The 25,038-nt window shown below is 50.3% G+C and carries 43 protein-coding genes and 1 pseudogene; 6 read left to right on the top strand and 38 right to left on the bottom strand.

From position 1 onward, the window contains the following. The first annotated feature begins 265 nt into the window (after positions 1-265). Positions 266-820, top strand: a complete 555-nt coding sequence (locus tag OMR58_RS25260) for a gamma carbonic anhydrase family protein (protein WP_264547270.1) — start codon at positions 266-268, stop codon at positions 818-820. Here the strand turns inward: OMR58_RS25260 and OMR58_RS25265 are convergent. From OMR58_RS25265 to dprA, 6 genes are read right to left on the bottom strand one after another with little or no spacing between them, the layout of a single operon-like run. Further along, positions 787-1,047, bottom strand: a complete 261-nt coding sequence (locus OMR58_RS25265) for a DUF1488 family protein (RefSeq protein WP_105595746.1) — start codon at positions 1,045-1,047, stop codon at positions 787-789. The genes OMR58_RS25260 and OMR58_RS25265 overlap by 34 nt on opposite strands. Then, positions 1,044-1,862: a shikimate dehydrogenase gene (gene aroE, locus OMR58_RS25270; RefSeq protein WP_264547271.1), complete on the bottom strand. Its 819-nt coding sequence runs from the start codon at positions 1,860-1,862 to the stop codon at positions 1,044-1,046. The genes OMR58_RS25265 and aroE overlap by 4 nt, the downstream gene beginning before the upstream one ends. A 7-nt stretch (positions 1,863-1,869) precedes the next feature. Further along, a complete protein-coding gene (tsaC, locus tag OMR58_RS25275) occupies positions 1,870-2,436 on the bottom strand; it encodes an L-threonylcarbamoyladenylate synthase type 1 TsaC (RefSeq protein WP_200560982.1) in 567 nt (188 codons plus the stop codon). Further along, complete coding sequence (locus tag OMR58_RS25280) at positions 2,420-2,989, bottom strand: DNA topoisomerase family protein (protein WP_200546775.1); 570 nt, start codon at positions 2,987-2,989, stop codon at positions 2,420-2,422. Before OMR58_RS25280 ends, tsaC begins: the two co-directional genes overlap by 17 nt. 25 nt (positions 2,990-3,014) lie before the next feature. Beyond that, positions 3,015-3,488: a DUF494 family protein Smg gene (gene smg, locus OMR58_RS25285; protein WP_105595750.1), complete on the bottom strand. Its 474-nt coding sequence runs from the start codon at positions 3,486-3,488 to the stop codon at positions 3,015-3,017. Beyond that, on the bottom strand, positions 3,460-4,584 hold the full coding sequence (dprA, locus tag OMR58_RS25290; RefSeq protein ID WP_264547272.1) for a DNA-protecting protein DprA: 1,125 nt from the start codon (positions 4,582-4,584) through the stop codon (positions 3,460-3,462). The genes smg and dprA overlap by 29 nt, the downstream gene beginning before the upstream one ends. A 126-nt stretch (positions 4,585-4,710) precedes the next feature. Between dprA and def the strand changes: the two genes are divergently transcribed. The 5 genes from def (at position 4,711) to mscL (ending at position 9,518) form a co-directional block, all read left to right on the top strand. After that, the gene (gene def, locus OMR58_RS25295; RefSeq protein WP_105595752.1) at positions 4,711-5,220 is read left to right on the top strand and encodes a peptide deformylase; all 510 of its coding nucleotides are present in this window, start codon (positions 4,711-4,713) and stop codon (positions 5,218-5,220) included. A 27-nt stretch (positions 5,221-5,247) separates the two neighbouring features. Further along, positions 5,248-6,195, top strand: coding sequence for a methionyl-tRNA formyltransferase (gene fmt / locus OMR58_RS25300; protein ID WP_264547273.1), 948 nt, complete (start codon positions 5,248-5,250; stop codon positions 6,193-6,195). 50 nt (positions 6,196-6,245) lie between these two features. Further along, a complete protein-coding gene (rsmB, locus tag OMR58_RS25305; protein ID WP_264547274.1) occupies positions 6,246-7,535 on the top strand; it encodes a 16S rRNA (cytosine(967)-C(5))-methyltransferase RsmB in 1,290 nt (429 codons plus the stop codon). Positions 7,536-7,597: 62 nt separating this feature from the next. Beyond that, a complete protein-coding gene (trkA, locus tag OMR58_RS25310) occupies positions 7,598-8,974 on the top strand; it encodes a Trk system potassium transporter TrkA (protein ID WP_105595755.1) in 1,377 nt (458 codons plus the stop codon). Positions 8,975-9,104: 130 nt separating this feature from the next. Then, a complete protein-coding gene (mscL, locus tag OMR58_RS25315) occupies positions 9,105-9,518 on the top strand; it encodes a large-conductance mechanosensitive channel protein MscL (RefSeq protein WP_105595756.1) in 414 nt (137 codons plus the stop codon). A gap of 6 nt (positions 9,519-9,524) precedes the next feature. Here mscL and OMR58_RS25320 read toward each other — a convergent pair whose 3' ends face one another. From OMR58_RS25320 to tuf, 32 genes and pseudogenes are all read right to left on the bottom strand, one after another. Further along, positions 9,525-9,773 carry an alternative ribosome-rescue factor A gene (locus tag OMR58_RS25320; RefSeq protein WP_264547275.1) on the bottom strand — a complete coding sequence of 83 codons (249 nt, stop codon included), beginning with the start codon at positions 9,771-9,773 and terminating at the stop codon, positions 9,525-9,527. A gap of 56 nt (positions 9,774-9,829) precedes the next feature. Next, entirely contained in the window at positions 9,830-10,261 is a 432-nt protein-coding gene (zntR, locus tag OMR58_RS25325; protein WP_200560872.1) for a Zn(2+)-responsive transcriptional regulator, read from the bottom strand. Next, a complete protein-coding gene (locus OMR58_RS25330) occupies positions 10,261-10,632 on the bottom strand; it encodes a DnaJ family domain-containing protein (protein ID WP_264547276.1) in 372 nt (123 codons plus the stop codon). The genes zntR and OMR58_RS25330 overlap by 1 nt, the downstream gene beginning before the upstream one ends. A gap of 124 nt (positions 10,633-10,756) precedes the next feature. Then, a complete protein-coding gene (gene rplQ / locus OMR58_RS25335) occupies positions 10,757-11,143 on the bottom strand; it encodes a 50S ribosomal protein L17 (protein WP_003850180.1) in 387 nt (128 codons plus the stop codon). Positions 11,144-11,183: 40 nt separating this feature from the next. Then, positions 11,184-12,173: a DNA-directed RNA polymerase subunit alpha gene (locus OMR58_RS25340; protein ID WP_003850179.1), complete on the bottom strand. Its 990-nt coding sequence runs from the start codon at positions 12,171-12,173 to the stop codon at positions 11,184-11,186. A gap of 25 nt (positions 12,174-12,198) precedes the next feature. Further along, positions 12,199-12,819, bottom strand: a complete 621-nt coding sequence (gene rpsD, locus OMR58_RS25345) for a 30S ribosomal protein S4 (protein WP_105595760.1) — start codon at positions 12,817-12,819, stop codon at positions 12,199-12,201. Positions 12,820-12,852: 33 nt separating this feature from the next. Continuing rightward, entirely contained in the window at positions 12,853-13,242 is a 390-nt protein-coding gene (gene rpsK, locus OMR58_RS25350) for a 30S ribosomal protein S11 (protein WP_034899652.1), read from the bottom strand. Between the two features lie 16 nt (positions 13,243-13,258). Beyond that, positions 13,259-13,615, bottom strand: a complete 357-nt coding sequence (rpsM, locus tag OMR58_RS25355; protein WP_105595761.1) for a 30S ribosomal protein S13 — start codon at positions 13,613-13,615, stop codon at positions 13,259-13,261. Positions 13,616-13,761: 146 nt separating this feature from the next. After that, entirely contained in the window at positions 13,762-13,878 is a 117-nt protein-coding gene (gene rpmJ / locus OMR58_RS25360; RefSeq protein WP_004160566.1) for a 50S ribosomal protein L36, read from the bottom strand. Positions 13,879-13,910: 32 nt separating this feature from the next. Beyond that, positions 13,911-15,242 carry a preprotein translocase subunit SecY gene (secY, locus tag OMR58_RS25365; protein WP_105595762.1) on the bottom strand — a complete coding sequence of 444 codons (1,332 nt, stop codon included), beginning with the start codon at positions 15,240-15,242 and terminating at the stop codon, positions 13,911-13,913. Positions 15,243-15,249: 7 nt separating this feature from the next. Next, positions 15,250-15,684 carry a 50S ribosomal protein L15 gene (gene rplO / locus OMR58_RS25370; protein ID WP_105595763.1) on the bottom strand — a complete coding sequence of 145 codons (435 nt, stop codon included), beginning with the start codon at positions 15,682-15,684 and terminating at the stop codon, positions 15,250-15,252. Positions 15,685-15,687: 3 nt separating this feature from the next. Continuing rightward, positions 15,688-15,867, bottom strand: coding sequence for a 50S ribosomal protein L30 (rpmD, locus tag OMR58_RS25375; protein ID WP_004160569.1), 180 nt, complete (start codon positions 15,865-15,867; stop codon positions 15,688-15,690). Positions 15,868-15,872: 5 nt separating this feature from the next. Next, positions 15,873-16,373, bottom strand: coding sequence for a 30S ribosomal protein S5 (gene rpsE, locus OMR58_RS25380; RefSeq protein ID WP_004160571.1), 501 nt, complete (start codon positions 16,371-16,373; stop codon positions 15,873-15,875). 14 nt (positions 16,374-16,387) lie between these two features. Next, the gene (gene rplR / locus OMR58_RS25385) at positions 16,388-16,741 is read right to left on the bottom strand and encodes a 50S ribosomal protein L18 (protein ID WP_004160572.1); all 354 of its coding nucleotides are present in this window, start codon (positions 16,739-16,741) and stop codon (positions 16,388-16,390) included. 9 nt (positions 16,742-16,750) lie between these two features. After that, positions 16,751-17,284, bottom strand: a complete 534-nt coding sequence (gene rplF, locus OMR58_RS25390; RefSeq protein WP_105595764.1) for a 50S ribosomal protein L6 — start codon at positions 17,282-17,284, stop codon at positions 16,751-16,753. Positions 17,285-17,296: 12 nt separating this feature from the next. Beyond that, the gene (rpsH, locus tag OMR58_RS25395) at positions 17,297-17,689 is read right to left on the bottom strand and encodes a 30S ribosomal protein S8 (protein ID WP_105595765.1); all 393 of its coding nucleotides are present in this window, start codon (positions 17,687-17,689) and stop codon (positions 17,297-17,299) included. A 30-nt stretch (positions 17,690-17,719) separates the two neighbouring features. Next, positions 17,720-18,025, bottom strand: coding sequence for a 30S ribosomal protein S14 (gene rpsN, locus OMR58_RS25400; protein WP_004160578.1), 306 nt, complete (start codon positions 18,023-18,025; stop codon positions 17,720-17,722). Between the two features lie 13 nt (positions 18,026-18,038). Further along, positions 18,039-18,578, bottom strand: a complete 540-nt coding sequence (gene rplE / locus OMR58_RS25405; RefSeq protein WP_105595766.1) for a 50S ribosomal protein L5 — start codon at positions 18,576-18,578, stop codon at positions 18,039-18,041. A gap of 14 nt (positions 18,579-18,592) precedes the next feature. Beyond that, the gene (rplX, locus tag OMR58_RS25410; protein WP_105595767.1) at positions 18,593-18,907 is read right to left on the bottom strand and encodes a 50S ribosomal protein L24; all 315 of its coding nucleotides are present in this window, start codon (positions 18,905-18,907) and stop codon (positions 18,593-18,595) included. Between the two features lie 10 nt (positions 18,908-18,917). Next, positions 18,918-19,289, bottom strand: coding sequence for a 50S ribosomal protein L14 (gene rplN, locus OMR58_RS25415; RefSeq protein ID WP_048917633.1), 372 nt, complete (start codon positions 19,287-19,289; stop codon positions 18,918-18,920). A gap of 327 nt (positions 19,290-19,616) precedes the next feature. Beyond that, positions 19,617-19,871 (bottom strand): 30S ribosomal protein S17, encoded by a 255-nt coding sequence (gene rpsQ, locus OMR58_RS25420; RefSeq protein WP_105595768.1) that lies wholly within the window; start codon positions 19,869-19,871, stop codon positions 19,617-19,619. Continuing rightward, on the bottom strand, positions 19,871-20,062 hold the full coding sequence (gene rpmC / locus OMR58_RS25425; protein WP_025902044.1) for a 50S ribosomal protein L29: 192 nt from the start codon (positions 20,060-20,062) through the stop codon (positions 19,871-19,873). Before rpmC ends, rpsQ begins: the two co-directional genes overlap by 1 nt. Then, positions 20,062-20,472 (bottom strand): 50S ribosomal protein L16, encoded by a 411-nt coding sequence (gene rplP, locus OMR58_RS25430; RefSeq protein ID WP_002438716.1) that lies wholly within the window; start codon positions 20,470-20,472, stop codon positions 20,062-20,064. Before rplP ends, rpmC begins: the two co-directional genes overlap by 1 nt. Before the next feature lie 12 nt (positions 20,473-20,484). Continuing rightward, positions 20,485-21,183, bottom strand: a complete 699-nt coding sequence (rpsC, locus tag OMR58_RS25435) for a 30S ribosomal protein S3 (RefSeq protein ID WP_045854067.1) — start codon at positions 21,181-21,183, stop codon at positions 20,485-20,487. Between the two features lie 17 nt (positions 21,184-21,200). Continuing rightward, positions 21,201-21,533, bottom strand: coding sequence for a 50S ribosomal protein L22 (gene rplV / locus OMR58_RS25440; protein ID WP_000447532.1), 333 nt, complete (start codon positions 21,531-21,533; stop codon positions 21,201-21,203). 12 nt (positions 21,534-21,545) lie between these two features. Next, positions 21,546-21,824 (bottom strand): 30S ribosomal protein S19, encoded by a 279-nt coding sequence (rpsS, locus tag OMR58_RS25445; protein WP_004160590.1) that lies wholly within the window; start codon positions 21,822-21,824, stop codon positions 21,546-21,548. Positions 21,825-21,840: 16 nt separating this feature from the next. Then, a complete protein-coding gene (gene rplB, locus OMR58_RS25450) occupies positions 21,841-22,662 on the bottom strand; it encodes a 50S ribosomal protein L2 (RefSeq protein WP_105595769.1) in 822 nt (273 codons plus the stop codon). Between the two features lie 17 nt (positions 22,663-22,679). Next, positions 22,680-22,982, bottom strand: a complete 303-nt coding sequence (rplW, locus tag OMR58_RS25455; protein ID WP_105595770.1) for a 50S ribosomal protein L23 — start codon at positions 22,980-22,982, stop codon at positions 22,680-22,682. Further along, positions 22,979-23,584, bottom strand: coding sequence for a 50S ribosomal protein L4 (gene rplD, locus OMR58_RS25460; protein ID WP_105595771.1), 606 nt, complete (start codon positions 23,582-23,584; stop codon positions 22,979-22,981). The genes rplW and rplD overlap by 4 nt, the downstream gene beginning before the upstream one ends. A gap of 10 nt (positions 23,585-23,594) precedes the next feature. Then, a complete protein-coding gene (gene rplC, locus OMR58_RS25465) occupies positions 23,595-24,224 on the bottom strand; it encodes a 50S ribosomal protein L3 (protein ID WP_105595772.1) in 630 nt (209 codons plus the stop codon). A gap of 32 nt (positions 24,225-24,256) precedes the next feature. Further along, positions 24,257-24,568: a 30S ribosomal protein S10 gene (gene rpsJ, locus OMR58_RS25470; protein WP_001181005.1), complete on the bottom strand. Its 312-nt coding sequence runs from the start codon at positions 24,566-24,568 to the stop codon at positions 24,257-24,259. A gap of 320 nt (positions 24,569-24,888) precedes the next feature. Beyond that, positions 24,889-25,038, bottom strand: a pseudogene (gene tuf, locus OMR58_RS25475) (elongation factor Tu); the annotation flags it as partial.

The raw sequence follows: 25,038 nt of genomic DNA on the forward strand, positions 1-25,038 counted from the left end.
TCTTCCGGCGGTTCAGACAACTTCCTGAACCTCTAACACGCTGGCCTGTAAGCCGTTGTTCCGTGTCAGTGGAGGCGCATTATAGGGATCTCGTTTTAATGCACAAGCCTTTTTGCGATCTTTTTTTCCGACCGCCGATTTTTCACTCTTATCGATGAGATAACAGGCGCATCGCGCGTTTTTAAGCCTGTTTTTACCAGGAATTCTTGCTTGAGGATCCTTTCAAACACTAGGCTAACAGGATCATATCAACAGTGAGGCAGCTATGAGTCACAATGTACGTGCATATAAAGGAGTGAGTCCGCAGTTGGGCAAGCGGGTAATGATCGATCCTAGCAGTGCGATCATTGGCAATGTGGTGATCGATGACGATGTGGGGATCTGGCCTTTGGTGGTGATTCGCGGCGACGTTAATCAGGTCACCATCGGTAAACGTACAAATATTCAGGATGGTAGCGTTCTGCATCTGACACATAAGTCAGCAGCTAATCCAGATGGATATCCGCTCGTAATAGGTGAAGACGTTACCGTGGGGCATAAGGCTATGCTTCACGGTTGTACGATTGGCGATCGAGTTCTGGTCGGTATGGGCGCAATACTACTGGATGGTGTAGTCGTAGAGCATGATGTAATGATTGGTGCCGGCAGCCTGGTTTCACCCGGCAAGCGCCTTGAAAGCGGTTATCTCTATTTAGGCAGCCCGGCAAAGAAAGCTCGACCGCTAACGGAAGCTGAAATTGCAGGACTGCTCTATTCAGCAAATAACTATGTCACATGGAAAAACGACTATCTCGCTGAAGAGAGCCAAAGCCAGCCCTGATCGTTTTCCTGCTGCTGTTCTATCGCGTGGGTTGCTTCTTCTTCTATATCCCAGCGATTTTTGCGAAAAGCATCCAACGCGATGAATTCATCATGATAACGGCGAAGTAGTTCTTCGCCGTGAATTGCACAGACTAGCTGAAAGCCGTTAACCAGCGCGGTGAAGCAAACGGCCTGGATTCCCTCATCCCACCACTCACGTTCAGGAAACTGAATCGCCTGATTCACGCCTGCATCTCATGTTTTAGCTTATCGATAACAGGGGCGATCTCCGGCATAACGCCGTGCCACAGCATAAATGCATGTGCGGCCTGGCCCACCAGCATCCCAAGCCCATCAGCTAGCTCGCTAGCCCCCTGCTGCCGACACCATAAAAGAAACGGCGTATCGCCGATCTGATAAAACATGTCGTAGCAGCGAACCTGGCTATTCACCAGTACCGCAGGCAGGTCCGGTATGCTGCCAGCCACTCCGCTGGAGGTTGCATTGATAATTAAATCAAATTGCGCATCATGAAGCTCATCTGCCGCCAGCGCTCGAACAGAACCATGATGCTGGAAGACCTGGACCAGCTCCTCTGCTTTAGCATGGGTACGGTTAACGATCGTGATGCTACAGTTGAAATTCAACAGCGGCAGAATCGCCCCACGTGCAGCACCACCCGCGCCGATCAACAGGATCCTGTCATTCTCTTTGATCAAGTTGAGCCGTTGCAAATCGCTTAGCAAACCAATACCGTCGGTGTTATCTCCCAGAATACGACCGTCATCCAATTTTTTAAGAGTGTTCACCGCCCCGGCCAGCGCCGCACGTTCCGTCAGTTCAGAACAAAGCTCGTAAGCCTGTTGTTTAAAAGGCAATGTGACATTTGCACCACCACCACCCTGAGCAAAAAATTCATCCACCGTCTGCTTAAACCCTTCCAACGGAGCACAAAAGCGATCGTAAGGATGAGGAATTGCCGTTTGCTCGGCAAAGAGCTGATGAATACGGGGTGATTTACTGTGCTTAATTGGATTACCGAAAACAACAAAGGACGACATAGCATTCTTATCCCTGGCGAATTAATTCACCGGTCAATACATCGCGAATCTCTGAGGGATTGAGGCGCCCCCCCGTTTCCCCCCGCAATACAGGGAAATCAGCACCGAACTGTGCCAGGACTTCATCTGCATCGCGACAAGGAGGTAATCCACTCAGGTTTGCACTGGTGGAAACCAGTGGCTTACCAAACTGGCTGCACAGTTGCACAACGTCCGGATGGTCACTAACGCGAACGGCCAGCGAATTAAAGCGACCGGTTAACCAACGCGGCGTCTCAGCCCGGGCAGGCAATACCCATGTTACCGGCCCTGGCCAACGGGAAAACATGCGCTCTTTCTGCTCTGCGCTAAGCTGTTCGTCAGCAATATAAGGAACGAGTTGTTCATAATCGGCAGCGATTAAAATCAGCCCTTTTTCCACAGGCCGATGTTTTAACGCCAGCAATGCCGTAACTGCCGATTCACTGTCGGGATCGCAGCCAAGGCCAAATACTGCTTCGGTGGGATAAGCAATGACCGCTGACAGCTGTAACTGTCTGATACATAGCTCAAGTGAGTCATGCTTTTGATTCATCTTCACAACCATTTCCTGCTGTTACGGGTTTGCCACAGGCTTTGCTGGCGCAAAAACGCTTAGCGCCTCTGGCGGTTTTCTTTTCAATAAGCAATGGGAACGCACAGAACTCGCAGATACCTTCTACAGGTGTGAAATTCACAGCAAACTGGCAGTCAGGATAACGATCGCAGGCATGGAATGTTTTGCCATACCGTGAGCGACGTTGCACCAGCTTACCGTTGGCACACTGTGGACAGGCGATCGTGGTTTCATCTGGTTTATCGATAATTTCGGTGTGCGCGCATTCAGGGTAGTCGCTGCAGGCGATAAACATACCATAGCGCCCCTGCCGCAATGCAAGGCTGGCACCACATAGCGGGCAAAGTTGCCCATCAAGCACTTTTACTATATGCCCGTCAGTCTGACTTTTCAGCGGGCGAATATAATCGCATTCGGGATAATGTGAGCAGCCTAGAAAAGCGCCATGCTTCCCGGAGCGGATGACCAGTTCTGCCCCACACTCGGGGCAGGGTTCATTTTTTCGCACAGCGAAAAGCGCTGTTTTATTCATAACTTTTTGTACACGAAGGCAATCTTCAGTGCAGCATTCCTTCATTGACGTCGAAAAGTAGCTCTTCCATTTGCTGATAGGCATTTTCACATCCGGGGATGTTAAACAGCACCATCAGCACCACCCATTTGAGATCGTCCAGATCAAACTCGAGGGTATCCAGAGCCATAATACGTTCGATAACCATTTCGCGGGTTTCCAGATTCAGTACCTGAATCTGTTCCAGGAACAGAATAAAACCACGACAGTTAGCATCTAAACGCTGACTCTCTTCCTCGGTGTAGATACGCATAGACAGCGGATCGGTAGTCAGCAGAATCGGAGCGACAAGGCCGTCCTGATAATCAGCTAACTTTTCCAACCAGTTCAACGCATTATAGATATCTTCACGATGAAAACCGGCATCGGTTAAATCATCAGTCAATTTATCCTGATCAACGCGCATTTCTGCTTCGTTGTGGATATACGTTTCAAATAAGTACATTAGTACGTCGAACATGGCTTGCCCTCCTCAATCGGACATAGCCGCCGGGTACAGCTGCGATCCACCCTGCTAACTCCAACTCAAGCAGCTTAGCTACGATGGCTGGCACAGGTTGGCCGGCACGTTCAGCGACGACGTCAACAGGTGTAACCTCATCTCCTACGTTAGCCAACACATCGGGAAATGGCAATGGAGGATTGCTGCTCTCTGCTGAATTGTTTGCAGCTGCTGGCAAATCGGGTATCCACGACAGGCCACTTTGCATTTGCTCAACTATATTATTGGGATGTGCAACCAGCATCGCCCCCTGCTGTATCAACCAGTGGGTTCCCTCACTTCCGGGATTCCCCAATGCGCCGGGGAGCGCGTACACCTCTCTGTTCTGTTCCAGAGCCAGCCGTGCCGTTACCAGCGAACCGCTCTTTAGCGTTGCTTCAACCACCAATACGCCGTGACTTAACCCGCTGATTATTCGATTACGCCGTGGAAAATGGTGTGCGAGGGGAGCAACATGCAGCGGAAATTCAGAGACCAAAGCACCGCCACTGTCGATAATGTCCTGTGCCAGGCCCTTATGCCGCCGGGGATAAATAGCCCCCAGCCCCCCTCCCAACACTGCCAGCGTTTTACCCTGCACTGCCAACGCTGCACGGTGTGCAATTCCATCGATTCCCAGCGCGAGGCCGCTGGTAATCGTTAAACCGCTAAGTGCCAGTGCCTGACTAAACCAGGTTCCCCAGTCACGACCGTAATGAGAACAGTACCGACTCCCCACAACCGCCAGCTGTGATGAAGATAACAGTCCCGGATCGCCCGCAATAAAGAGCATCAAAGGAAAGTTATCGATAGTTTTTAATCGCTCAGGATAATAAGGACTTGATGGCGTAATAAAGTGATGCTCTGGCTCATTCAGCCAGATTTCACTTTGAACCAGGATTTTCTCGTCATACTGTTCAAATGCCTGCCGTTGCTCGCTGCGCAAACCAAGACCAGCCAGATCGGCAGACGTCGGACGGTTAAGTTGTACTAAAGCGCCGAGCAGAGATTCCCGCTGCAAACTGGATAACCCGGAAACACCCGACAGCCTTAATGCACTTTCCAATGGTGACATAATTCATCCCTGATATCGCCCCTTCCCCCTGAAGGTTACCTGCCAGGAATGCTGTCAATCACAGCGTGAAATGTCTACAATAAGAGGGATAAATATTTAATCCCTTGAACACGAATCTGGAAAGTTATGTCAGTCTTGCAGGTATTACATTTTCCTGACGAGCGCCTGCGCATCGTTGCGAAACCCGTGAAAGAAGTAAATGCCGATATTCAACGTATCGTTGATGATATGTTTGAAACTATGTATGCCGAAGAAGGCATCGGCCTGGCCGCCACTCAAGTAAATATTCATCAGCGCATCATCGTGATTGATGTGTCAGAAAACCGCGATGAGCGCCTGGTGCTGATTAACCCTGAACTGCTGGAAGAAAGCGGCGAAACCGGTATTGAAGAGGGTTGCCTGTCGATTCCGGAACAACGTGCTTTGGTCCCTCGTTCGGAAAAAGTAAAAATCCGAGCGCTCGACCGTGATGGCAAAAGTTTTGAGCTTGAAGCTGACGATCTGCTGGCGATCTGTATCCAACATGAAATGGATCATCTGGTTGGAAAACTGTTTATCGATTACCTGTCGCCAATGAAACGTCAGCGTATTCGCCAGAAACTGGAAAAGCTTTATCGCCAGAATGCCCGTGACTGAGCGTCTTGATTGACTGAAGGGAATAACGTGTCCGAATCATTAAAGATCATTTTTGCCGGCACCCCTGACTTTGCAGCGCGTCATCTTGACGCGCTGCTGTCATCAGGGCACCAGATTGTTGGCGTGTTTACCCAGCCCGACCGCCCGGCCGGACGCGGCAATAAACTGACCGCCAGCCCGGTTAAACAGCTGGCTGAGCAGCACAACATTCCAGTATTTCAGCCAAAATCCTTACGTCCGGTAGAAAATCAGCAGCTGGTCGCTCAGCTGGAAGCCGATGTGATGGTCGTTGTCGCCTACGGACTGATCCTGCCTGAAACGGTGCTGGGAATGCCTCGTCTGGGCTGCATCAACGTTCACGGTTCGCTGCTGCCACGCTGGCGTGGTGCTGCACCGATCCAACGTTCACTCTGGGCGGGCGATGCAGATACCGGCGTGACAATTATGCAAATGGATGTCGGACTGGATACGGGAGATATGCTTTATAAGCTGTCCTGCCCTATTGAAGCCAGCGATACCAGTGCCACACTTTACGACAAACTTGCAGACCTTGGCCCTGCCGGTATGCTGACAACATTGACGCAGCTTGCCGAAGGTAGCACCACACCAGAAGTGCAGAATGAAGAACTGGTCAGCTATGCAGAAAAGCTGAGTAAAGAAGAGGCCCGCCTCGACTGGTCGCTTTCCGCCGCACAGCTGGAACGCTGCATTCGCGCTTTCAATCCCTGGCCCGTAAGTTACTTCATCATTGATGACCAGCCGGTAAAGGTATGGAAAGCCTCCGTACTCCCTGCGGTGAATAACCGCCAGCCGGGTGAAATCCTGCAGGCTGATAAATTGGGTATTCAGGTTGTCACTGCAGACGGTGTGCTCAATATCGAAGAGCTACAGCCAGCGGGCAAGAAAGCGATGAAAGCACAGGATCTGCTCAACTCCCGCCGTGAATGGTTCATTCCGGGCAACATTATTGCCTGATAATCTGCCCGGGACTCAACCCGGGCAGTCGTTTCAATTGCGAACCCACTATGAAAAAAAATACGAACTTACGTTGCGTTGCCGCGCAGACTATCGAAAAGGTTGTCGAACAGGGGCAGTCGCTCAGTAATGTGTTACCTGCCGCACAAAAATCGGTCGGAGAAAAGGACGCTGCCCTACTGCAGGAATTGTGCTATGGCGTTCTACGCACGCTGCCGCAGCTGGAGTGGATTGTCAGCAAGTTAATGTCCCGACCTATGACGGGAAAACAGCGCGCGATCCATTTTCTGATCATGGTTGGTCTCTACCAGCTGATGTTCACCCGCATTCCTGCTCATGCAGCTCTGGCGGAAACGGTGGATGGCGCTATCGCCTTAAAACGTCCACAGCTGAAAGGGCTGATTAACGGCGTGCTTCGTACATTCCAGCGTCAGCAGGAAGAACTGATGCAGCAAATGAACCAGGGTGACCAACAATATCTGCACCCTAAATGGCTGCTGACGCGCCTCAAGCAGGCCTGGCCAACGCAGTGGCAACAGATTGTTGATGCCAATAATCAACGCCCACCGATGTGGCTGCGCGTTAACCGCCAGCATCACAGCCGCGATGCCTGGCTTAATCTGCTGACAGAAAGCGGGAAAACAGCATTTCCGCATCCACAACACATTGATGCGCTGCGCCTGGAAACACCCTGCGCGGTAGGCCAATTACCTGGCTTTGACCAGGGTTGGGTAACCGTACAGGATGCGTCAGCTCAGGGCTGCGTTGCTCTACTCGATCCACAAAACGGCGAGAAGATCCTCGATCTTTGCGCAGCACCCGGCGGTAAAACCACTCATATTCTGGAAGCCGCTCCGCAGGCTGACGTGATGGCTGTTGACGTTGATGCCCAGCGTCTGGCTAGAATTAGCGAGAATTTGCAACGCCTGGAAATGAAAGCAGAGGTTAAACTCGGCGATGGTCGTACCCCGGCAGAATGGTGTGGCCAGACGCAGTTTGATCGTATTCTGCTTGATGCTCCCTGCTCTGCTACCGGTGTCATTCGTCGTCATCCGGATATCAAGTGGCTACGCCGCGATCGCGACATTGCCGAACTTGCGGCTCTGCAACAGCAAATCCTTGAAGCGATCTGGCCCCATCTGAAATCAGGCGGTACGCTGCTATATGCAACCTGCTCGGTGCTTCCGGAAGAAAACCATCTGCAAGTAAGCCAGTTCCTGAAGAGCCATGCTGATGCCCGACTGGTTGATACTGGTAATATGACCCAGCCGGGAATTCAGGTCTTTCCTCAGGCAGACGGCGGTGATGGGTTCTACTACGCGAAGTTAATAAAAGCATAACCCCCATGGCGCTGCACCGGTGGCGCCACTAACCGAACAACAATAAGAAAGACTGAAGCAATATGAAAATCATCATTCTTGGCGCTGGACAGGTTGGCGGCACGCTCGCAGAAAACCTGGTCGGTGAAAACAACGATATTACCGTGGTCGATACCGATCCTCTCCGTCTGCGTCAGCTCCAGGATAAGTTTGACCTGCGCGTTGTGCAGGGCCACGGCTCTCACCCTCGCGTATTAAGGGAGGCAGGGGCTGAAGATGCAGATATGCTGGTTGCCGTGACCAACTCTGATGAAACCAATATGGTTGCCTGCCAGGTCGCTTATTCCCTGTTTAACACGCCCAATCGGATCGCGCGTATCCGTGCCCCGGATTATATTCGCGATGCCGATAAGCTGTTCATCCCTGAAGCCGTACCGATCGATCATTTGATCTCACCGGAACAGCTGGTCATCGATAATATTTATCGACTGATCGAATATCCCGGAGCCCTACAGGTAGTGAATTTTGCCGAGGGAAAAGTCAGTCTGGCAGTAGTCAAAGCCTATTACGGTGGACCGCTGGTCGGTAATGCGCTTTCCGTGATGCGGGAGCATATGCCGCACATCGACACCCGGGTTGCCGCGATTTTTCGCCAGGATCGTCCTATACGCCCACAGGGATCAACGATTATTGAAGCCGGCGATGAGGTCTTCTTTATTGCAGCGAGCCAGCATATTCGTGCAGTAATGAGCGAGTATCAGCGACTGGAAAAACCCTATAAACGCATTATGATCGTCGGCGGCGGTAATATTGGCTTCGGTCTGGCACAGCGGCTTGAGAAGAACTACAGCGTAAAACTGATCGAACGCGATCAGCAGCGCGCAGCGGAACTGGCTGAGCATCTGCAAAATACCATCGTATTTTACGGCGATGCTTCGGATCAGGAACTGCTCGCTGAAGAACATGTTGATCAAATCGATCTGTTTATTGCCATCACCAATGATGATGAAGCTAACATCATGTCTGCCATGCTGGCTAAACGCATGGGGGCTAAAAAAGCGATGGTACTGATCCAGCGGCGTGCCTACGTCGATCTGGTCCAGGGAAGCGTGATTGATATCGCCATTTCGCCTCAACAGGCAACCATTTCGGCACTGTTGGGCCACGTACGTAAAGCAGACATCGTTGGCGTTTCGTCGTTACGTCGGGGCGTAGCGGAAGCAATTGAAGCCATCGCCCACGGCGAGGAGACTACATCCAAAGTAGTTGGTCGCCTGATTGATGATATCAAACTGCCACCGGGTACAATTATCGGTGCTGTTGTACGTGGTAACGACGTGATGATTGCCAATGATAATTTGCGTATTGAACAGGGCGATCATGTGATTATGTTCCTGACCGATAAGAAATTTGTTCCGGACGTTGAGCGTCTGTTCCAGCCGAGCCCTTTCTTCCTGTAACTCATCCGGCAATGCATGTGCATTGCCGGTCTTTTTACTACACTAATCAATGATCTTTATTCGATCTCATCGTGGAAAAACGGCGATGGTTTGTTAGACTTTACAACCTGGCACAGGAAAGGAGATAACAATGAGTTTATTCAAAGAGTTTCGCGATTTCGCGATGCGTGGCAATGTCGTTGACCTCGCCGTCGGTGTTATCATCGGTGCCGCGTTTGGTAAGATTGTGTCCTCTCTCGTCGCAAACATCATCATGCCGCCTTTGGGCCTGCTGATTGGCGGCGTTGATTTCAAGCAGTTTAGCTGGGTACTGAAAGCGGCCGACGGTACTGCACCAGCCGTGGTGATGGAGTACGGTGTATTTCTTCAAACCATTTTTGATTTCGTCATCGTTGCCTTTGCTATCTTTATGGCAATTAAGATTATGAACAAAATGTATCAGAAGAAAGAAGTGGAAAAACCGGCACCTGCACCTTCTGCAGAAGAAACATTACTAACTGAAATCCGCGATCTGTTAAAAGCGCAGAACAATAAAACGCTGTAAGCGTAATCAGATAGAAAAAACCGTCGGATTCGACGGTTTTTTTATGCCTGTAAAGCGGAAGGCCAGTGGTAAATGTTTGATATCGCATTTACCACTGGCCTCCCAGTTACCTTTTTTGCCGTGTTTTTCTTTACGGCGATAACTTCCTTTGCCTTTAACGTTTACCTCAATACGAGGTTTAAATAACGGGTCGCTGAGTAAAGCTTCGAGTGCGTTATCACGAATAACGCCTTTCCTGTGCTGATAATTTGCCACGGTAAACTCCTGTTGATAGATTTCGGTGATGAATATAGGCCTCGCGGAAGAAGAATTCAATCACCCGTTTTAGCTAAAGGTGTCATTGCTCCCTTTTCAAGCGCTTCCAGGATCGAACAGTACACGCTGCTGTGAGCAGTGCCGCAGCAGGCATCGTTTAAACGCTTTAGTGAACGCTGCATGTGCTGCAATTCGGCGATCATCGCTTCAACTTCCGTCAGCCGTTTCTGAACAATGGTCTTCGATTCCTGGCAGGTGTGATGCTCTGGATCGACACGTATCGAAAGCAATTCACGGATTGCTTCAAGCGTGAAACCCAGCTGCCGCCCGTAGCGAATAAATCTAAGCCGCTGCAGATCGTTATCACTGTACAGCCGAAATCCACCTTCAGTCCGGATCTCATGCTCCATCATCTGCTGCTTTTCATAAAAGCGAATGGTATCCGGTGTTACATCTGCAAGTTTGGCCAGCTGTCCGATACGATACATTACTTATCCCCGCTGAAATGCTGTTTAATCTTTAAGCCATAACCACCGTGTAGAAAATCCGTACTCATCCCGGCCTGCCTCAGCCGTAACTCGAGTAGATGTAATCGGTTCGCATGAAGTTCATAACACTCATCCTGTGGATCGATACCGTGCAGCAATTGCTCAAGTTCGATAGCCTCTCGACGCATCTCCAGCTCGGGTGGCAGGTAGCCAGAGTTTTTTAGCAGTCGATATCCTGCGCGTAACTCTTTAGGAACGTGACTATCGTCATCCAGCAGTAATGGTTGACCGGCTCCGGGCAGGTTATCAAGCTCGCCCTCTCGCAGGGCCGCGAGAATATGCTGTTCAGCAAGTTGATCGAGTAATGACACTGATTCACCTCCATTGGCAGGAAGGCATACAGCATAGCGCAACTGGCAGGGAAATGATGAACGAAGGGAATTTCAGATATAAAAAAACCCGCCGAAGCGGGTTTTTTCACGTTGCAACTACAGATTACTCTGCAGCAGCTTCTGCTTGAGCTTCTGGACGATCAACCAGCTCGATGTAAGCCATCGGAGCGTTGTCACCAGCGCGGAAGCCACACTTCAGAATGCGAGTGTAACCACCGGCACGGCTCGCGAAACGCGGGCCCAGCTCGTTAAACAGTTTTGCCACGATCTCGTTATCACGAGTACGGGCGAATGCCAGACGACGATTAGCTACGCTGTCGGTCTTGGCAAGAGTAATCAGCGGCTCAACTACGCGACGCAGCTCTTTCGCTTTTGGCAGGGTCGTCTTGATGATCTCATGACGAACCAAAGAGCCAGCCATATTGCGGAACATAGCCTGACGATGGCTGCTGTTGCGGTTCAGTTGACGACCACTCTTACGATGGCGCATGACCTTATCCTTCTCAGTGAAACCTTAACCTGTGATCGGGTTATTCATCAGCGATGCTAGCTGGCGGCCAGTTTTCCAGGCGCATGCCCAGTGACAGACCACGAGAAGCCAGCACGTCTTTAATCTCAGTAAGAGATTTTTTACCAAGGTTAGGCGTCTTAAGAAGCTCAACCTCGGTACGCTGTACCAGATCACCGATGTAGTGGATAGCTTCTGCCTTAAGGCAGTTAGCAGAGCGGACAGTCAATTCCAGATCGTCAACAGGGCGCAGCAGGATCGGATCGAATTCTGGTTTCTCTTCTTTAACTTCTGGCTGACGAACATCACGTAAGTCAACGAAAGCTTCAAGTTGTTCTGCCAGGATGGTAGCCGCACGGCGGATCGCTTCTTCAGGATCGATAGTGCCGTTGGTTTCCATTTCGATGACCAGCTTGTCCAGGTCGGTACGCTGTTCTACACGCGCAGCTTCAACATTGTAGGCAATACGGTCTACAGGGCTGTAGCAGGCGTCGACCAACAGACGACCGATCGGGCGCTCATCTTCTTCCGAATGAATTCGGGCAGAAGCCGGCACATAACCACGACCACGCTGAACTTTGATACGCATGCTGATAGCTGCGTTTTCATCGGTCAGGTGACAGATCACGTGCTGCGGCTTGACGATTTCGACATCACCATCATGGGTGATATCGGCTGCAGTCACAGGGCCAATGCCAGATTTATTCAGAGTAAGAATAACTTCATCTTTGCCCTGAACTCTTACCGCCAAACCTTTCAGGTTGAGCAGGATTTCCAGGATATCTTCCTGTACGCCCTCTTTGGTGCTGTACTCGTGCAGTACACCATCAATTTCAACCTCGGTCACCGCGCAACCCGGCATTGATGAAAGCAGAATACGGCGCAGTGCGTTACCAAGAGTATGGCCAAAGCCACGCTCTAAAGGCTCAAGGGTCACCTTGGCGTGCGTCGAACTCACTTGCTCGATATCTACCAGGCGCGGTTTTAGAAACTCTGTCACAGAACCCTGCATTGTGTCCTCTCTTTGGTACTAAGCCTTACTTGGAGTAAAGCTCGACGATCAGGTGTTCGTTAATGTCCGCAGACAGATCGGTACGTTCAGGAGTACGCTTGAACACACCTTCCATCTTAGTCGCATCAACTTCCAGCCAGGTTGGCTTTTCACGCTGTTCAGCCAGCTCCAGAGCGGCTTTCACGCGAGACTGCTTTTTGGCTTTCTCACGGATGCTAACAACGTCATTCGGAGATACCTGATAAGAAGCGATGCTAACAACGCGGCCGTTTACCATGATAGATTTGTGGCTAACCAGCTGACGTGCTTCTGCACGAGTGGCACCAAAGCCCATACGATAAACTACGTTATCCAGACGACCTTCCAGCAGAGCTAACAGGTTTTCACCGGTGTTGCCTTTCAGACGTGCTGCTTCTTTATAATAGTTACGGAACTGACGCTCCAGCACGCCGTAGATACGACGAACTTTCTGCTTTTCACGTAACTGTACACCATAGTCAGACAGACGTGGCTTACGCGCACCGTGCTGACCAGGAGCTTGTTCAATCTTACACTTGGTATCAATCGCGCGAACGCCAGACTTGAGGAACAGGTCTGTGCCTTCACGACGGCTCAGCTTGAGCTTAGGACCCAAATATCTTGCCATTTTCTTTCTCCAACATTCCTAAAAAACGGGGCGTTATACGCGACGTTTTTTCGGCGGACGACAACCGTTGTGAGGGATCGGAGTCACATCAGTAATATTAGTGATGCGGAAACCAGCAGCGTTCAGGGCACGAATAGTTGATTCGCGGCCTGGACCAGGACCCTTAACCATAACTTCCAGGTTCTTAATACCGTACTCTTTCACGGCGTCTGCGCAACGTTCTGCAGCTACCTGAGCAGCGAACGGCGTAGATTTACGAGAACCACGGAAACCGGAACCACCGGCTGTTGCCCAACCCAGCGCATTACCCTGACGATCGGTAATAGTTACGATGGTGTTGTTAAAAGACGCATGGACATGAGCCACGCCGTCAGAGACTTGCTTTCTTACACGCTTACGTGCACGAACTGGTGCCTTTGCCATTATTCAATCACCCCGATTATTTCTTGATCGGTTTACGCGGACCCTTACGGGTACGTGCGTTGGTCTTAGTACGCTGACCGCGCACTGGGAGACCACGACGATGACGCAAACCACGATAGCAACCAAGGTCCATCAGACGCTTGATGCTCAGGGTGACTTCACGACGCAGATCGCCTTCAACAACAAATTTAGCAACTGCATCACGCAGAATGTCGATTTGTTCTTCAGACAGTTCACTGATCTTAACATTTTCAGCAATACCCGTGTCTGCACAGATTTTCTGTGAGCGGGTCTTACCGATACCGAAGATAGCAGTTAATGCGATAACGGTATGTTTATGATCAGGAATGTTAATGCCTGCTATACGGGCCACTATGCACTCCTATTAATTAACTTATGCGTCCCATGCCGAAAAGCCCGTTTTCAGGATACTCAAATGGAAACGCACAGACATACAAAAGATTGGCTGGCTAATCTAGCCAGCTCAACCCAACTTTGCAAGAAAAATATGCGATTAAATCAGCCTTGGCGCTGTTTATGCTTTGGCTCGGCACTGCAAATCACACGTACAACACCGTCGCGACGGATGATTTTGCAGTTACGACATAATTTCTTGACGGAAGCACGAACTTTCATTTTTACTCTCCGTAACTTCTCAAGCGCCTGAATTAACGGCCATAGCCTTTCAGGTTTGCTTTCTTCAATGCAGACTCATACTGACTTGACATCATCAAAGTTTGCACTTGAGCCATAAAGTCCATGATGACAACGACTACGATCAGCAGTGATGTACCGCCGAAGTAGAATGGAACTTTCATCGCATCACGCATGAACTCCGGGATCAGGCAGATAAAGGTAATATACAACGCACCGATTAAGGTAAGGCGTGTCATCACTTTATCGATATACTTCGCCGTCTGTTCTCCCGGACGAATACCTGGTACAAATGCACCAGACTTCTTCAGGTTATCTGCTGTTTCACGCGGGTTGAAAACCAACGCCGTGTAGAAGAAACAGAAGAAGATGATTGCAGTCGCATAGAGTAACACATAAAGCGGTTGACCTGGCTGTAAATACATCGAAATAGTAGTCAGCCAGTTCCAGCCCGTGCCGCCCCCGAACCATGACGCGATGGTTGCCGGGAACAGAATGATACTGGATGCAAATATAGCAGGGATTACACCGGCCATATTCACTTTCAACGGTAAATGCGTGCTCTGCGCAGCATAGACACGACGGCCTTGCTGACGTTTCGCATAGTTCACCACAATGCGGCGTTGACCACGCTCAACGAAAACAACGAAGAAGGTCACTGCAAATACGAGAACTGCAACCAACAGCAACAGGAGGAAGTGCAGGTCGCCTTGCCGCGCTTGCTCGATGGTATGGCCAATGGCCGGCGGAAGACCCGCAACAATACCAGCAAAGATAATGATCGAGATACCGTTACCGATACCTCGTTCAGTAATTTGCTCGCCTAACCACATCAGGAACATTGTCCCGGTGACCAGACTGACAACAGCGGTAAAGTAGAAAGCAAAACCTGGATTTAATACCAGGCCCTGCATTCCAGGCATGTTCGGTAAACCGGTAGCAATACCGATAGACTGGAAAATACCTAATACCAGTGTGCCGTAACGGGTGTACTGACTAATCTTACGACGGCCAGCCTCCCCTTCTTTCTTGATTTCTGCTAACGCTGGATGAACCACCGTCAGCAGCTGGATAATAATAGAGGCCGAAATATACGGCATAATACCCAGGGCAAAGATAGAAGCACGGCTCAGAGCACCACCAGAGAACATGTTGAACATTTCAATGATGGTGCCACGCTGTTGCTCAAGCAGTTTGGCAAGTACAGTGGCATCGATACCAGGGATTGGAATAAAAGAGCCAATTCGGAAGACAATCAGCGCACCAATTACAAACAGAAGTCTGCGTTTTAGTTCGCCAAAACCACCCTTGGCACTTTGAAAATCTAATCCCGGTTGCTTAGCCATCTGCTACTTATTCCTCAATTTTACCGCCAGCAGCTTCGATTGCAGCACGAGCGCCTTTAGTGACACGCAGGCCGCGAATCGTTACCGGTGCAGAAACTTCGCCAGACAGGATCACTTTCGCGAACTCAATCTGAATGCCGATAATGTTAGCCGCTTTCAGCGTGTTCAGGTCGACGATACCGCCTTCAACTTTCGCCAGGTCAGACAGACGAACTTCTGCAGTGACCATTGCTTTGCGAGAGGTGAAACCGAATTTCGGCAGACGACGGTACAGAGGCATCTGGCCGCCTTCAAAACCACGACGTACGCCACCACCAGAACGTGAGTTCTGACCTTTGTGACCACGACCACCGGTTTTTCCGAGACCGGAACCAATACCACGACCTAAACGTTTAGGAGCGTGCTTAGACCCTTCGGCCGGAGACAGAGTATTTAAACGCATCTGTTACTCCTCCACTTTAACCATGTAGGAAATCGCGTTAACCATACCGCGTACAGCTGGCGTGTCTTCACGCTCTACGGTGTGGTTAATACGACGCAGACCCAGGCCAAGCAGCGTTGCCTTGTGTTTTGGCAAACGACCGATCGAACTGCGGGTTTGAGTAATTTTAATAGTCTTAGCCATGGTCATTACCCCAGAATGTCTTCAACGGATTTGCCACGTTTCGCAGCAACCATTTCTGGAGAATTCATATTGGCCAGGCCATCCAGAGTTGCACGAACCACGTTAATCGGGTTGGTGGAACCGTAGGCTTTAGCCAGTACGTTATGAACCCCAGCGACTTCCAGGACGGCGCGCATTGCACCACCGGCGATGATACCGGTACCTTCAGAAGCCGGCTGCATGAACACGCGAGAACCTGTGTGCACGCCTTTAACAGGGTGCTGCAGGGTGCCGTTGTTCAGCGCAACGTTAATCATATTGCGACGAGCTTTTTCCATCGCTTTCTGGATCGCTGCTGGAACTTCACGCGCTTTACCGTAACCAAAACCAATGCGTCCGTTACCATCACCAACAACAGTCAGAGCTGTGAAGGAGAAAATACGACCACCTTTAACGGTTTTAGATACGCGATTTACCGCGATCAGCTTTTCCTGCAGTTCGCCAGCTTGTTTTTCGATGTGTGCCATCTTACACCTCTACCTTAGAACTGTAGGCCAGCTTCACGGGCAGCATCTGCCAGTGCCTGGACACGACCATGATATTGGAAACCAGAACGGTCGAAAGAAACACCAGTGATGCCTTTTTCGATTGCGCGTTCCGCAACTGCTTTACCTACAGCAGCAGCAGCGTCTTTGTTTCCAGTGTACTTCAGTTGCTCACTGATAGCTTTTTCTACTGTAGAAGCAGCAACCAGGACTTCAGAACCGTTAGGTGCGATTACCTGTGCGTAAATATGACGCGGGGTACGATGTACCACCAGGCGAGTAGCACCCAGCTCTTTGAGCTTGCGACGTGCGCGGGTCGCACGACGGATACGAGCAGATTTCTTATCCATAGTGTTACCTTACTTCTTCTTAGCCTCTTTGGTACGCACGACTTCGTCGGCGTAACGAACACCCTTGCCTTTGTAAGGCTCAGGACGACGGTAGGCGCGCAGATCCGCTGCAACCTGACCAATCAGCTGCTTATCAGCGCCTTTCAGCACGATTTCAGTCTGAGTTGGACATTCAGCAGTGATTCCCGCTGGCAGCTCATGGTCAACAGGGTGAGAGAAGCCCAGGGCTAAGCTCACAGAGTTGCCTTTAACGGCTGCACGATAACCTACACCAACCAGCTGCAGCTTCTTAGTGAAGCCTTCGGTAACACCGATAACCATACCGTTCAGCAGCGCACGAGAAGTACCAGCCTGTGCCCAACCATCCACAAAACCTTCGCGTGGAGCGAAAGTCAGTGCATTGTCAGCATGCTTAACTTCTACAGCGTCGTTGAGCGTACGAGTCAGCTCGCCGTTTTTACCTTTGATCGAAATTACCTGACCGTTGAGTTTTACCTCTACGCCGGCAGGAATCGCGACTGGTGCTTTAGCAACACGAGACATTTATTCCTCCGATTAAGCTACGTAGCAGATAATTTCGCCACCAAGACCAGCCTGGCGTGCGGCACGATCGGTCATAACACCTTTAGAGGTAGAAACAACAGCGATACCCAGTCCTGCCATAACTTTTGGCAGCTCGTCTTTGCGCTTATAAATGCGCAGACCTGGACGTGAAACACGCTGAATGCTTTCTACAACAGCCTTGCCCTGGAAGTACTTAAGAGTCAGTTCCAGTTCTGGCTTGATGTCGCCTTCGATTTTAAATTCTTCAATATAACCTTCTTCCTTCAGCACGTTGGCAATTGCCACTTTCAGCTTGGAGGAAGGCATGGTGACCGCAACTTTGTTCGCGGCTTGACCGTTACGGATACGGGTCAGCATATCCGCGATCGGATCTTGCATGCTCATCTGTCTTTACTCCCGTGATTCTATTGGTAATTACCAGCTAGCCTTTTTCAAGCCAGGTACTTCACCGCGCATGGCGGCTTCACGCAACTTGATACGGCTCAACCCGAACTTGCCCACATAACCATGTGGACGGCCAGTTTGACGGCAGCGCTTACGCTGACGAGACGGGCTGGAATCACGCGGCAGAGTTTGCAGCTTGAGAACAGCATTCCAACGATCTTCGTCGGATGAGTTCACACTTGAAATGATAGCTTTCAGTTCCTCGCGCTTGGCGCGGTACTTGTCAGCCAGTTTCACGCGAACGACTTCGCGTGCTTTCATTGATTGCTTAGCCATCAGTAACCCTGCCTTACTTGCGGAACGGGAAGTTAAAAGCAGCCAACAGTGCGCGGCCTTCATCATCAGATTTCGCAGTAGTGGTAATGGTAATATCCAAACCACGAACGCGGTCGACTTTGTCATAGTCGATCTCTGGGAAGATGATCTGCTCGCGAACACCCATGCTGTAGTTACCGCGGCCATCAAATGACTTAGCGGACAAGCCACGGAAGTCACGGATACGTGGTACAGCAATAGAAATCAGGCGCTCAAAGAACTCCCACATGCGTTCACCACGCAGAGTCACTTTACAGCCGATCGGATAGCCCTGACGGATTTTGAAGCCTGCAACTGATTTGCGTGCTTTGGTGATAAACGGCTTTTGACCGGAGATTGCTGCCAGATCGGCTGCTGCGTTATCCAGCAGTTTCTTGTCAGCGATCGCTTCACCAACACCCATGTTCAGGGTGATCTTCTCGACCCGAGGGACTTGCATGACAGAATTGTAGTTGAACTCAGTCATGAGTTTATTAACTACTTCGTCTTTGTAGTAATCATGCAGTTTCGCCATCGTACTACTCCAAATTACTTGATAGTTTCGCTGTTAGACTTGAAGAAACGGACTTTTTTGCCGTCTTCGAATCTAAAGCCTACACGGTCAGCCTTGCCGGTTGCCGAGTTGAACAGTGCAACGTTGGAAACCTGAATAGCGGCTTCTTTTTCAACGATGCCACCTGGCTGATTCAGAGCCGGTACAGGCTTCTGATGTTTTTTAACCAGGTTGATACCTTCAACAATGAGCTTGCCAGAAGACAGAACATTTTTAACTTTACCGCGCTTACCTTTATCTTTGCCGGTCAGCACGATAACTTCGTCATCGCGACGGATTTTAGCTGCCATTTTTCGCTCCTTAGAGTACTTCTGGTGCCAGAGAGATAATTTTCATGAACTTTTCAGTACGAAGTTCACGAGTTACCGGCCCAAAAATACGCGTTCCGATTGGCTGCTCAGTGTTATTGTTTAAAATAACGCATGCATTACCATCGAAGCGAATGACAGAACCGTCCGGGCGACGAACACCCTTCCTGGTGCGCACCACTACCGCCTTCAGCACATCACCCTTCTTAACCTTACCGCGAGGAATTGCTTCCTTGATGGTAATTTTGATGATGTCGCCAACGCCTGCGTAGCGACGGTGCGAGCCACCCAGAACCTTGATACACATTACGCGACGTGCACCGGAGTTGTCGGCGACGGTCAGCATAGTCTGTTCTTGGATCATTTTAGTGCTCCGCTAATGTCAACTACTACTTCGGGACCTGATTCAGGTCGTTTAAAAGCCCCATAATTGAGGGCGCAGCATTATAACACCGCATTTCGCATATGGGTAGAAAAAATAAGCGACTCGTATCGAGTCGTTATTTGGACCTCTGGAAAGAGGAACGCGACATTCTAAGGAATTGTTCATCCGGTAGCAATCGCAATCTGTACATTACGTCAGCTTATTTCGCTCAGAACGGTGATTTGGAGAAAGAAAGAAAAGTTTTGAGGGTAGATATAAGAAAAAACCCCCGACAAGCGGGGGTTTTTACAGAGATAGACGTTCTTATTACAGAACAGCTTTCTCTACAACGCGAACCAGAGTCCATGACTTAGTCTTGGACAGTGGACGGCATTCACGGATTTCAACCTTGTCGCCGATACCACATTCATTGTTCTCGTCATGTACGTGCAGTTTAGTCGTACGCTTGATGAATTTCCCGTAGATTGGGTGCTTCACAACACGTTCGATAGCAACAACGATGGATTTCTCCATTTTGTCACTAGTCACACGACCTTGCAGAGTACGGATTTTATCGGTCATTACGCACCCGCCTTCTCAGTCAGTAAAGTCTTAACGCGTGCAACATCACGACGCACTTGCTTCAACAGATGAGTCTGTTGCAGCTGGCCGGATGCCGCCTGCATGCGCAGGTTGAACTGCTCACGCAGCAGGTTAAGTAGCTCAGTGTTCAGCTCTTCAACGCTTTTTTCACGCAGCTCTGTTGCTTTCATTACATCACCGTCTTAGTTACAAAGGTGGTTTTGATAGGCAGTTTTGCTGCTGCCAGCTTGAATGCTTCACGGGCCAGCTCTTCCGGAACACCGTCCATTTCATACAGGACTTTACCTGGCTGGATCAAGGCAACCCAATACTCCACGTTACCTTTACCTTTACCCATACGCACTTCCAGCGGCTTCTCAGTAATTGGTTTGTCCGGGAATACACGGATCCAAATTTTACCTTGACGCTTAACTGCACGGGTCATAGCACGACGTGCTGCTTCGATCTGACGGGCAGTCAGACGACCACGGCCAACAGCTTTCAGACCGAAAGTACCGAAGCTAACATCCGTACCCTGCGCCAGACCACGGTTGCGGCCTTTGTGCACTTTACGGAATTTCGTACGCTTTGGTTGTAACATCAGCGACTCTCCTTACTTACGGCCTTTACGCTGCTGCTTTTTAGGTTGAGCAGCCGGTTCCGGTTGTTCAACAGCAGCCATACCACCCAGGATCTCACCTTTGAAGATCCATACCTTAACGCCGATTACACCATAAGTGGTGTGGGCTTCAGAGGTGTTGTAGTCAATGTCTGCACGCAGAGTGTGCAGTGGCACGCGGCCTTCACGGTACCATTCGGTACGCGCGATTTCTGCACCGCCAAGACGGCCACTAACTTCAACTTTAATCCCTTTAGCGCCCAGACGCATTGCGTTCTGTACAGCACGCTTCATAGCACGACGGAACATCACACGACGCTCCAGCTGTGAAGTGATGCTGTCAGCAACCAATTTAGCGTCCAGTTCCGGTTTACGGACTTCGGCGATATTGATCTGTGCAGGAACGCCAGCGATATCCGCTACGACCTTGCGCAGTTTTTCTACATCTTCACCTTTCTTACCGATGACGATGCCAGGACGAGCGGTGTGAATGGTCACACGGATGCTCTTAGCTGGACGCTCGATAACGATACGAGAGACGGATGCTTTTGACAGTTCCTTGGTCAGGAACTGACGAACTTTAAAGTCGCTGTCCAGGTTGTCAGCGAATTCTTTGGTATTTGCGAACCAGGTAGAGTTCCAGGGTTTAACAATACCCAGGCGAATACCATTAGGATGTACTTTCTGACCCATTGCTAGTCTCCAGAGTCTCAGCGATCGGACACAACCACAGTAATGTGGCTGGTGCGCTTCAGGATGCGATCTGCACGACCTTTCGCACGCGGCATAATGCGCTTCATGCTTGGGCCTTCGTCTACGAAGATTTTCGTGACTTTCAGATCATCAATGTCAGCGCCATCGTTGTGTTCGGCGTTAGCAATGGCAGATTCCAGAACTTTCTTGACCAGTACAGCCGCTTTCTTATTGGTGTAGGTCAAAATGTCCAGAGCCTGCGACACTTTCTTACCGCGTACAAGATCTGCTACCAGGCGAACCTTCTGAGCAGAAGAACGAGCGTGGCGATGTTTAGCGATAGTTTCCATCTCTTCCTCCTGTTAGCGTTTCTTAGCTTTCTTATCAGCTGCGTGACCGCGATAAGTACGAGTCGGTGCAAATTCACCCAGTTTGTGACCGACCATTTCGTCGGAAACAAAGACAGGAACGTGCTGACGACCATTATGGACAGCGATGGTCAAACCGATCATGTTAGGGAAGATCGTTGAACGACGGGACCAGGTGCGCAGTGGCTTCTTGTCTCCGCTTTCCAAAGCTTTCTCTACCTTCTTCAGCAAGTGCAGGTCAATAAAAGGACCTTTCTTGAGAGAACGTGGCATGGCTTATCCTCTAAAATTATTTGCTACGGCGACGTACGATAAATTTATCAGTACGCTTGTTGCTACGGGTCTTCTTACCTTTGGTCTGAACGCCCCACGGAGTTACCGGGTGCTTACCAAAGTTACGACCTTCACCACCACCGTGCGGGTGATCAACTGGGTTCATCGCGGTACCACGAACGGTCGGACGAACACCACGCCAACGGGTTGCACCGGCTTTACCCAGAACGCGAAGCATGTGCTCCGAGTTACCGACTTCGCCCAGGGTCGCGCGGCAGTCAGCTTCGACTTTACGCATTTCACCAGAACGCAGACGCAGGGTAACGTAAGAACCATCACGCGCAACGATCTGCACGTAAGTACCAGCAGAGCGAGCAATCTGACCGCCTTTGCCTGGTTTCATTTCTACGTTATGCACGGTAGAACCAACTGGGATGTTACGCATCGGCAGTGTGTTACCTGCTTTGATCGCAGCATCAACGCCAGACTGAATCTGGTCGCCAGCTTTCAGGCCTTTAGGGGCCAGGATGTAACGGCGCTCGCCGTCTTTGTACAGAACCAGCGCGATGTTCGCGGAGCGGTTCGGATCGTACTCAAGACGTTCAACGGTCGCTGGGATACCATCTTTGTTGCGTTTGAAGTCAACAATACGGTAAGCCTGCTTGTGACCACCACCGATATGACGGGTAGTGATGCGACCATTGTTGTTACGGCCACCGGATTTGCTGTTTTTTTCTACCAGCGGGGCAAATGGTTTGCCCTTGTGCAGCTCCGCGTTCACCACTTTAACTACATGGCGACGACCCGGAGATGTCGGTTTACATTTAACAACTGCCATTGTTCTTCTCCTCCGACTTACTCAGCGCCGCCGACGAAGTCCAGATTCTGGCCTTCTTTCAGGGTGACGTAAGCTTTTTTCCAGTCGTTACGACGACCAATACGCTGTCCAGAACGTTTAACTTTCCCTTTAACTACCAGGGTGTTAACGACTTCGACTTCAACTTCGAAAAGTTTCTGCACAGCGGCTTTGATTTCTGCTTTGGTCGCGTCTTTAGCAACTTTGAGAACGATGGTGTTTGTTTTTTCCATCGCAGCAGATGCTTTTTCAGATACGTGCGGCGCGCGCAGTACTTTCAGCAGACGTTCTTCACGGATCATGCCAGCATCTCCTCAACTTGCTTAACTGCATCAGCAGTCATAACGACTTTGTCGAAGGCGATCAGGCTAACTGGGTCGATACCCGCTGCATCACGTACGTCAACCTTGTACAGGTTACGTGCGGCCAGGAACAGGTTCTCTTCCAGTTCGCCAGTGATGATCAGCACATCTTCCAGAGCCATGTCTTTCAGTTTCTCTACCAGCAGCTTAGTTTTAGGCGCTTCCAGAGAGAACTGCTCGACAACGATCAGACGTTCCTGACGTACCAGCTCGGACAGAATGCTTTTCAGCGCGCCGCGGTACATCTTTTTGTTAACTTTTTGACTGTGGTCCTGAGGCTTCGCAGCGAAGGTCACACCACCTGAACGCCAGATCGGGCTCTTTACAGAACCTGAACGCGCACGGCCGGTACCTTTCTGGCGCCACGGCTTTTTGCCGGAACCAGTTACTTCAGCACGAGTCTTCTGAGCACGAGTACCTTGACGGGCACCTGCTGCATAAGCAACAACAACCTGATGTACCAGCGCTTCGTTGAAATCACGACCGAAGGTAGTTTCGGAAACAGTCAGCGCGCTTTGCGCGTCTTTCAGTACTAATTCCATTGCTATCCCCTTACGCCTTCACAGCTGGTTTAACGATCAGGTCGCTACCGGTAGCACCGGGAACTGCACCTTTAACCAGCAGCAGGTTGCGCTCAGCGTCAACACGCACTACGTCCAGGCTCTGAACGGTTACACGTTCGTTACCCAGCTGGCCTGCCATTTTCTTGCCTTTGAACACTTTGCCCGGAGTCTGGTTCTGACCGATAGAACCCGGTACGCGGTGAGACAAGGAGTTACCGTGAGTAGCATCCTGAGTACGGAAGTTCCAGCGCTTAACAGTACCGGCAAAACCTTTACCTTTAGATGTTCCAGTCACGTCAACTTTTTTCACGTCAGCGAAAATGTCAACATTAATGCTCTGACCTACGGTGAACTCTGCGCCTTCTTCAGTGCGGAATTCCCACAGACCACGGCCAGCTTCAACGCCAGCTTTAGCAAAGTGACCTGCTTCCGGCTTAGTTACACGGTTAGCTTTTTTAGCACCGGTAGTTACCTGGATAGCAGTGTAACCGTCGTTTTCCAGGCCTTTGACCTGAGTAACGCGGTTTGCTTCAATTTCGATCACGGTTACAGGGATAGAAACGCCATCTTCTGTGAAGATACGGGTCATACCCACTTTTTTACCGACTAAACCAATCATTGTTTCAACCTCTCAATCGCTCAATGACCTGATTAACCCAGGCTGATCTGCACGTCAACACCTGCAGCCAGATCCAGACGCATCAGAGCATCAACCGTTTTTTCGGTTGGCTCAACGATGTCAACCAGACGCTTGTGAGTGCGAATCTCGTACTGATCGCGCGCATCTTTGTTGACGTGCGGAGAGATCAGAACGGTAAAGCGCTCTTTGCGGGTCGGCAGCGGGATAGGACCACGAACCTGCGCACCAGTGCGCTTGGCAGTCTCTACGATTTCCGCAGTTGATTGATCGATCAGACGATGATCAAACGCTTTAAGACGGATACGGATTCTTTGGTTCTGCATGAGACCAGAGCTCCAATTATTTATAAACGAAAAGAATTACTACTCGCATCCATTACGATTGATGGAGGAGTGTAATCGTTGAGCACATAACCCGCATATCGCGAGTATTGTTAGCTGGCATTTTCACACCGGCTGGCGACTCATATTGAATCGCGCCTGACCATATTGGCAGGCCCGCGTATTATACGTACATCTGGAGGCAAAGCAACCATTATACGAACGCGATTATCAGGAATACTGAATTTTGGCCAAAAAAAAGAGCGCCGAAGCGCTCTCTTTTCTGCTCTGGCAGAGCGAACTCTGCCAGACAAGTATCACAATTAAGCGATAACTTTAGCAACAACACCAGCACCAACGGTACGGCCGCCTTCGCGGATTGCGAAACGCAGACCGTCGTCCATTGCGATTGGCTTGATCAGTTCAACAACCAGTTTGATGTTGTCGCCTGGCATTACCATCTCAACGCCTTC

This window comes from Erwinia sp. INIA01 (assembly GCF_025947915.1).
GTDB lineage: Bacteria > Pseudomonadota > Gammaproteobacteria > Enterobacterales > Enterobacteriaceae > Erwinia > Erwinia coffeiphila.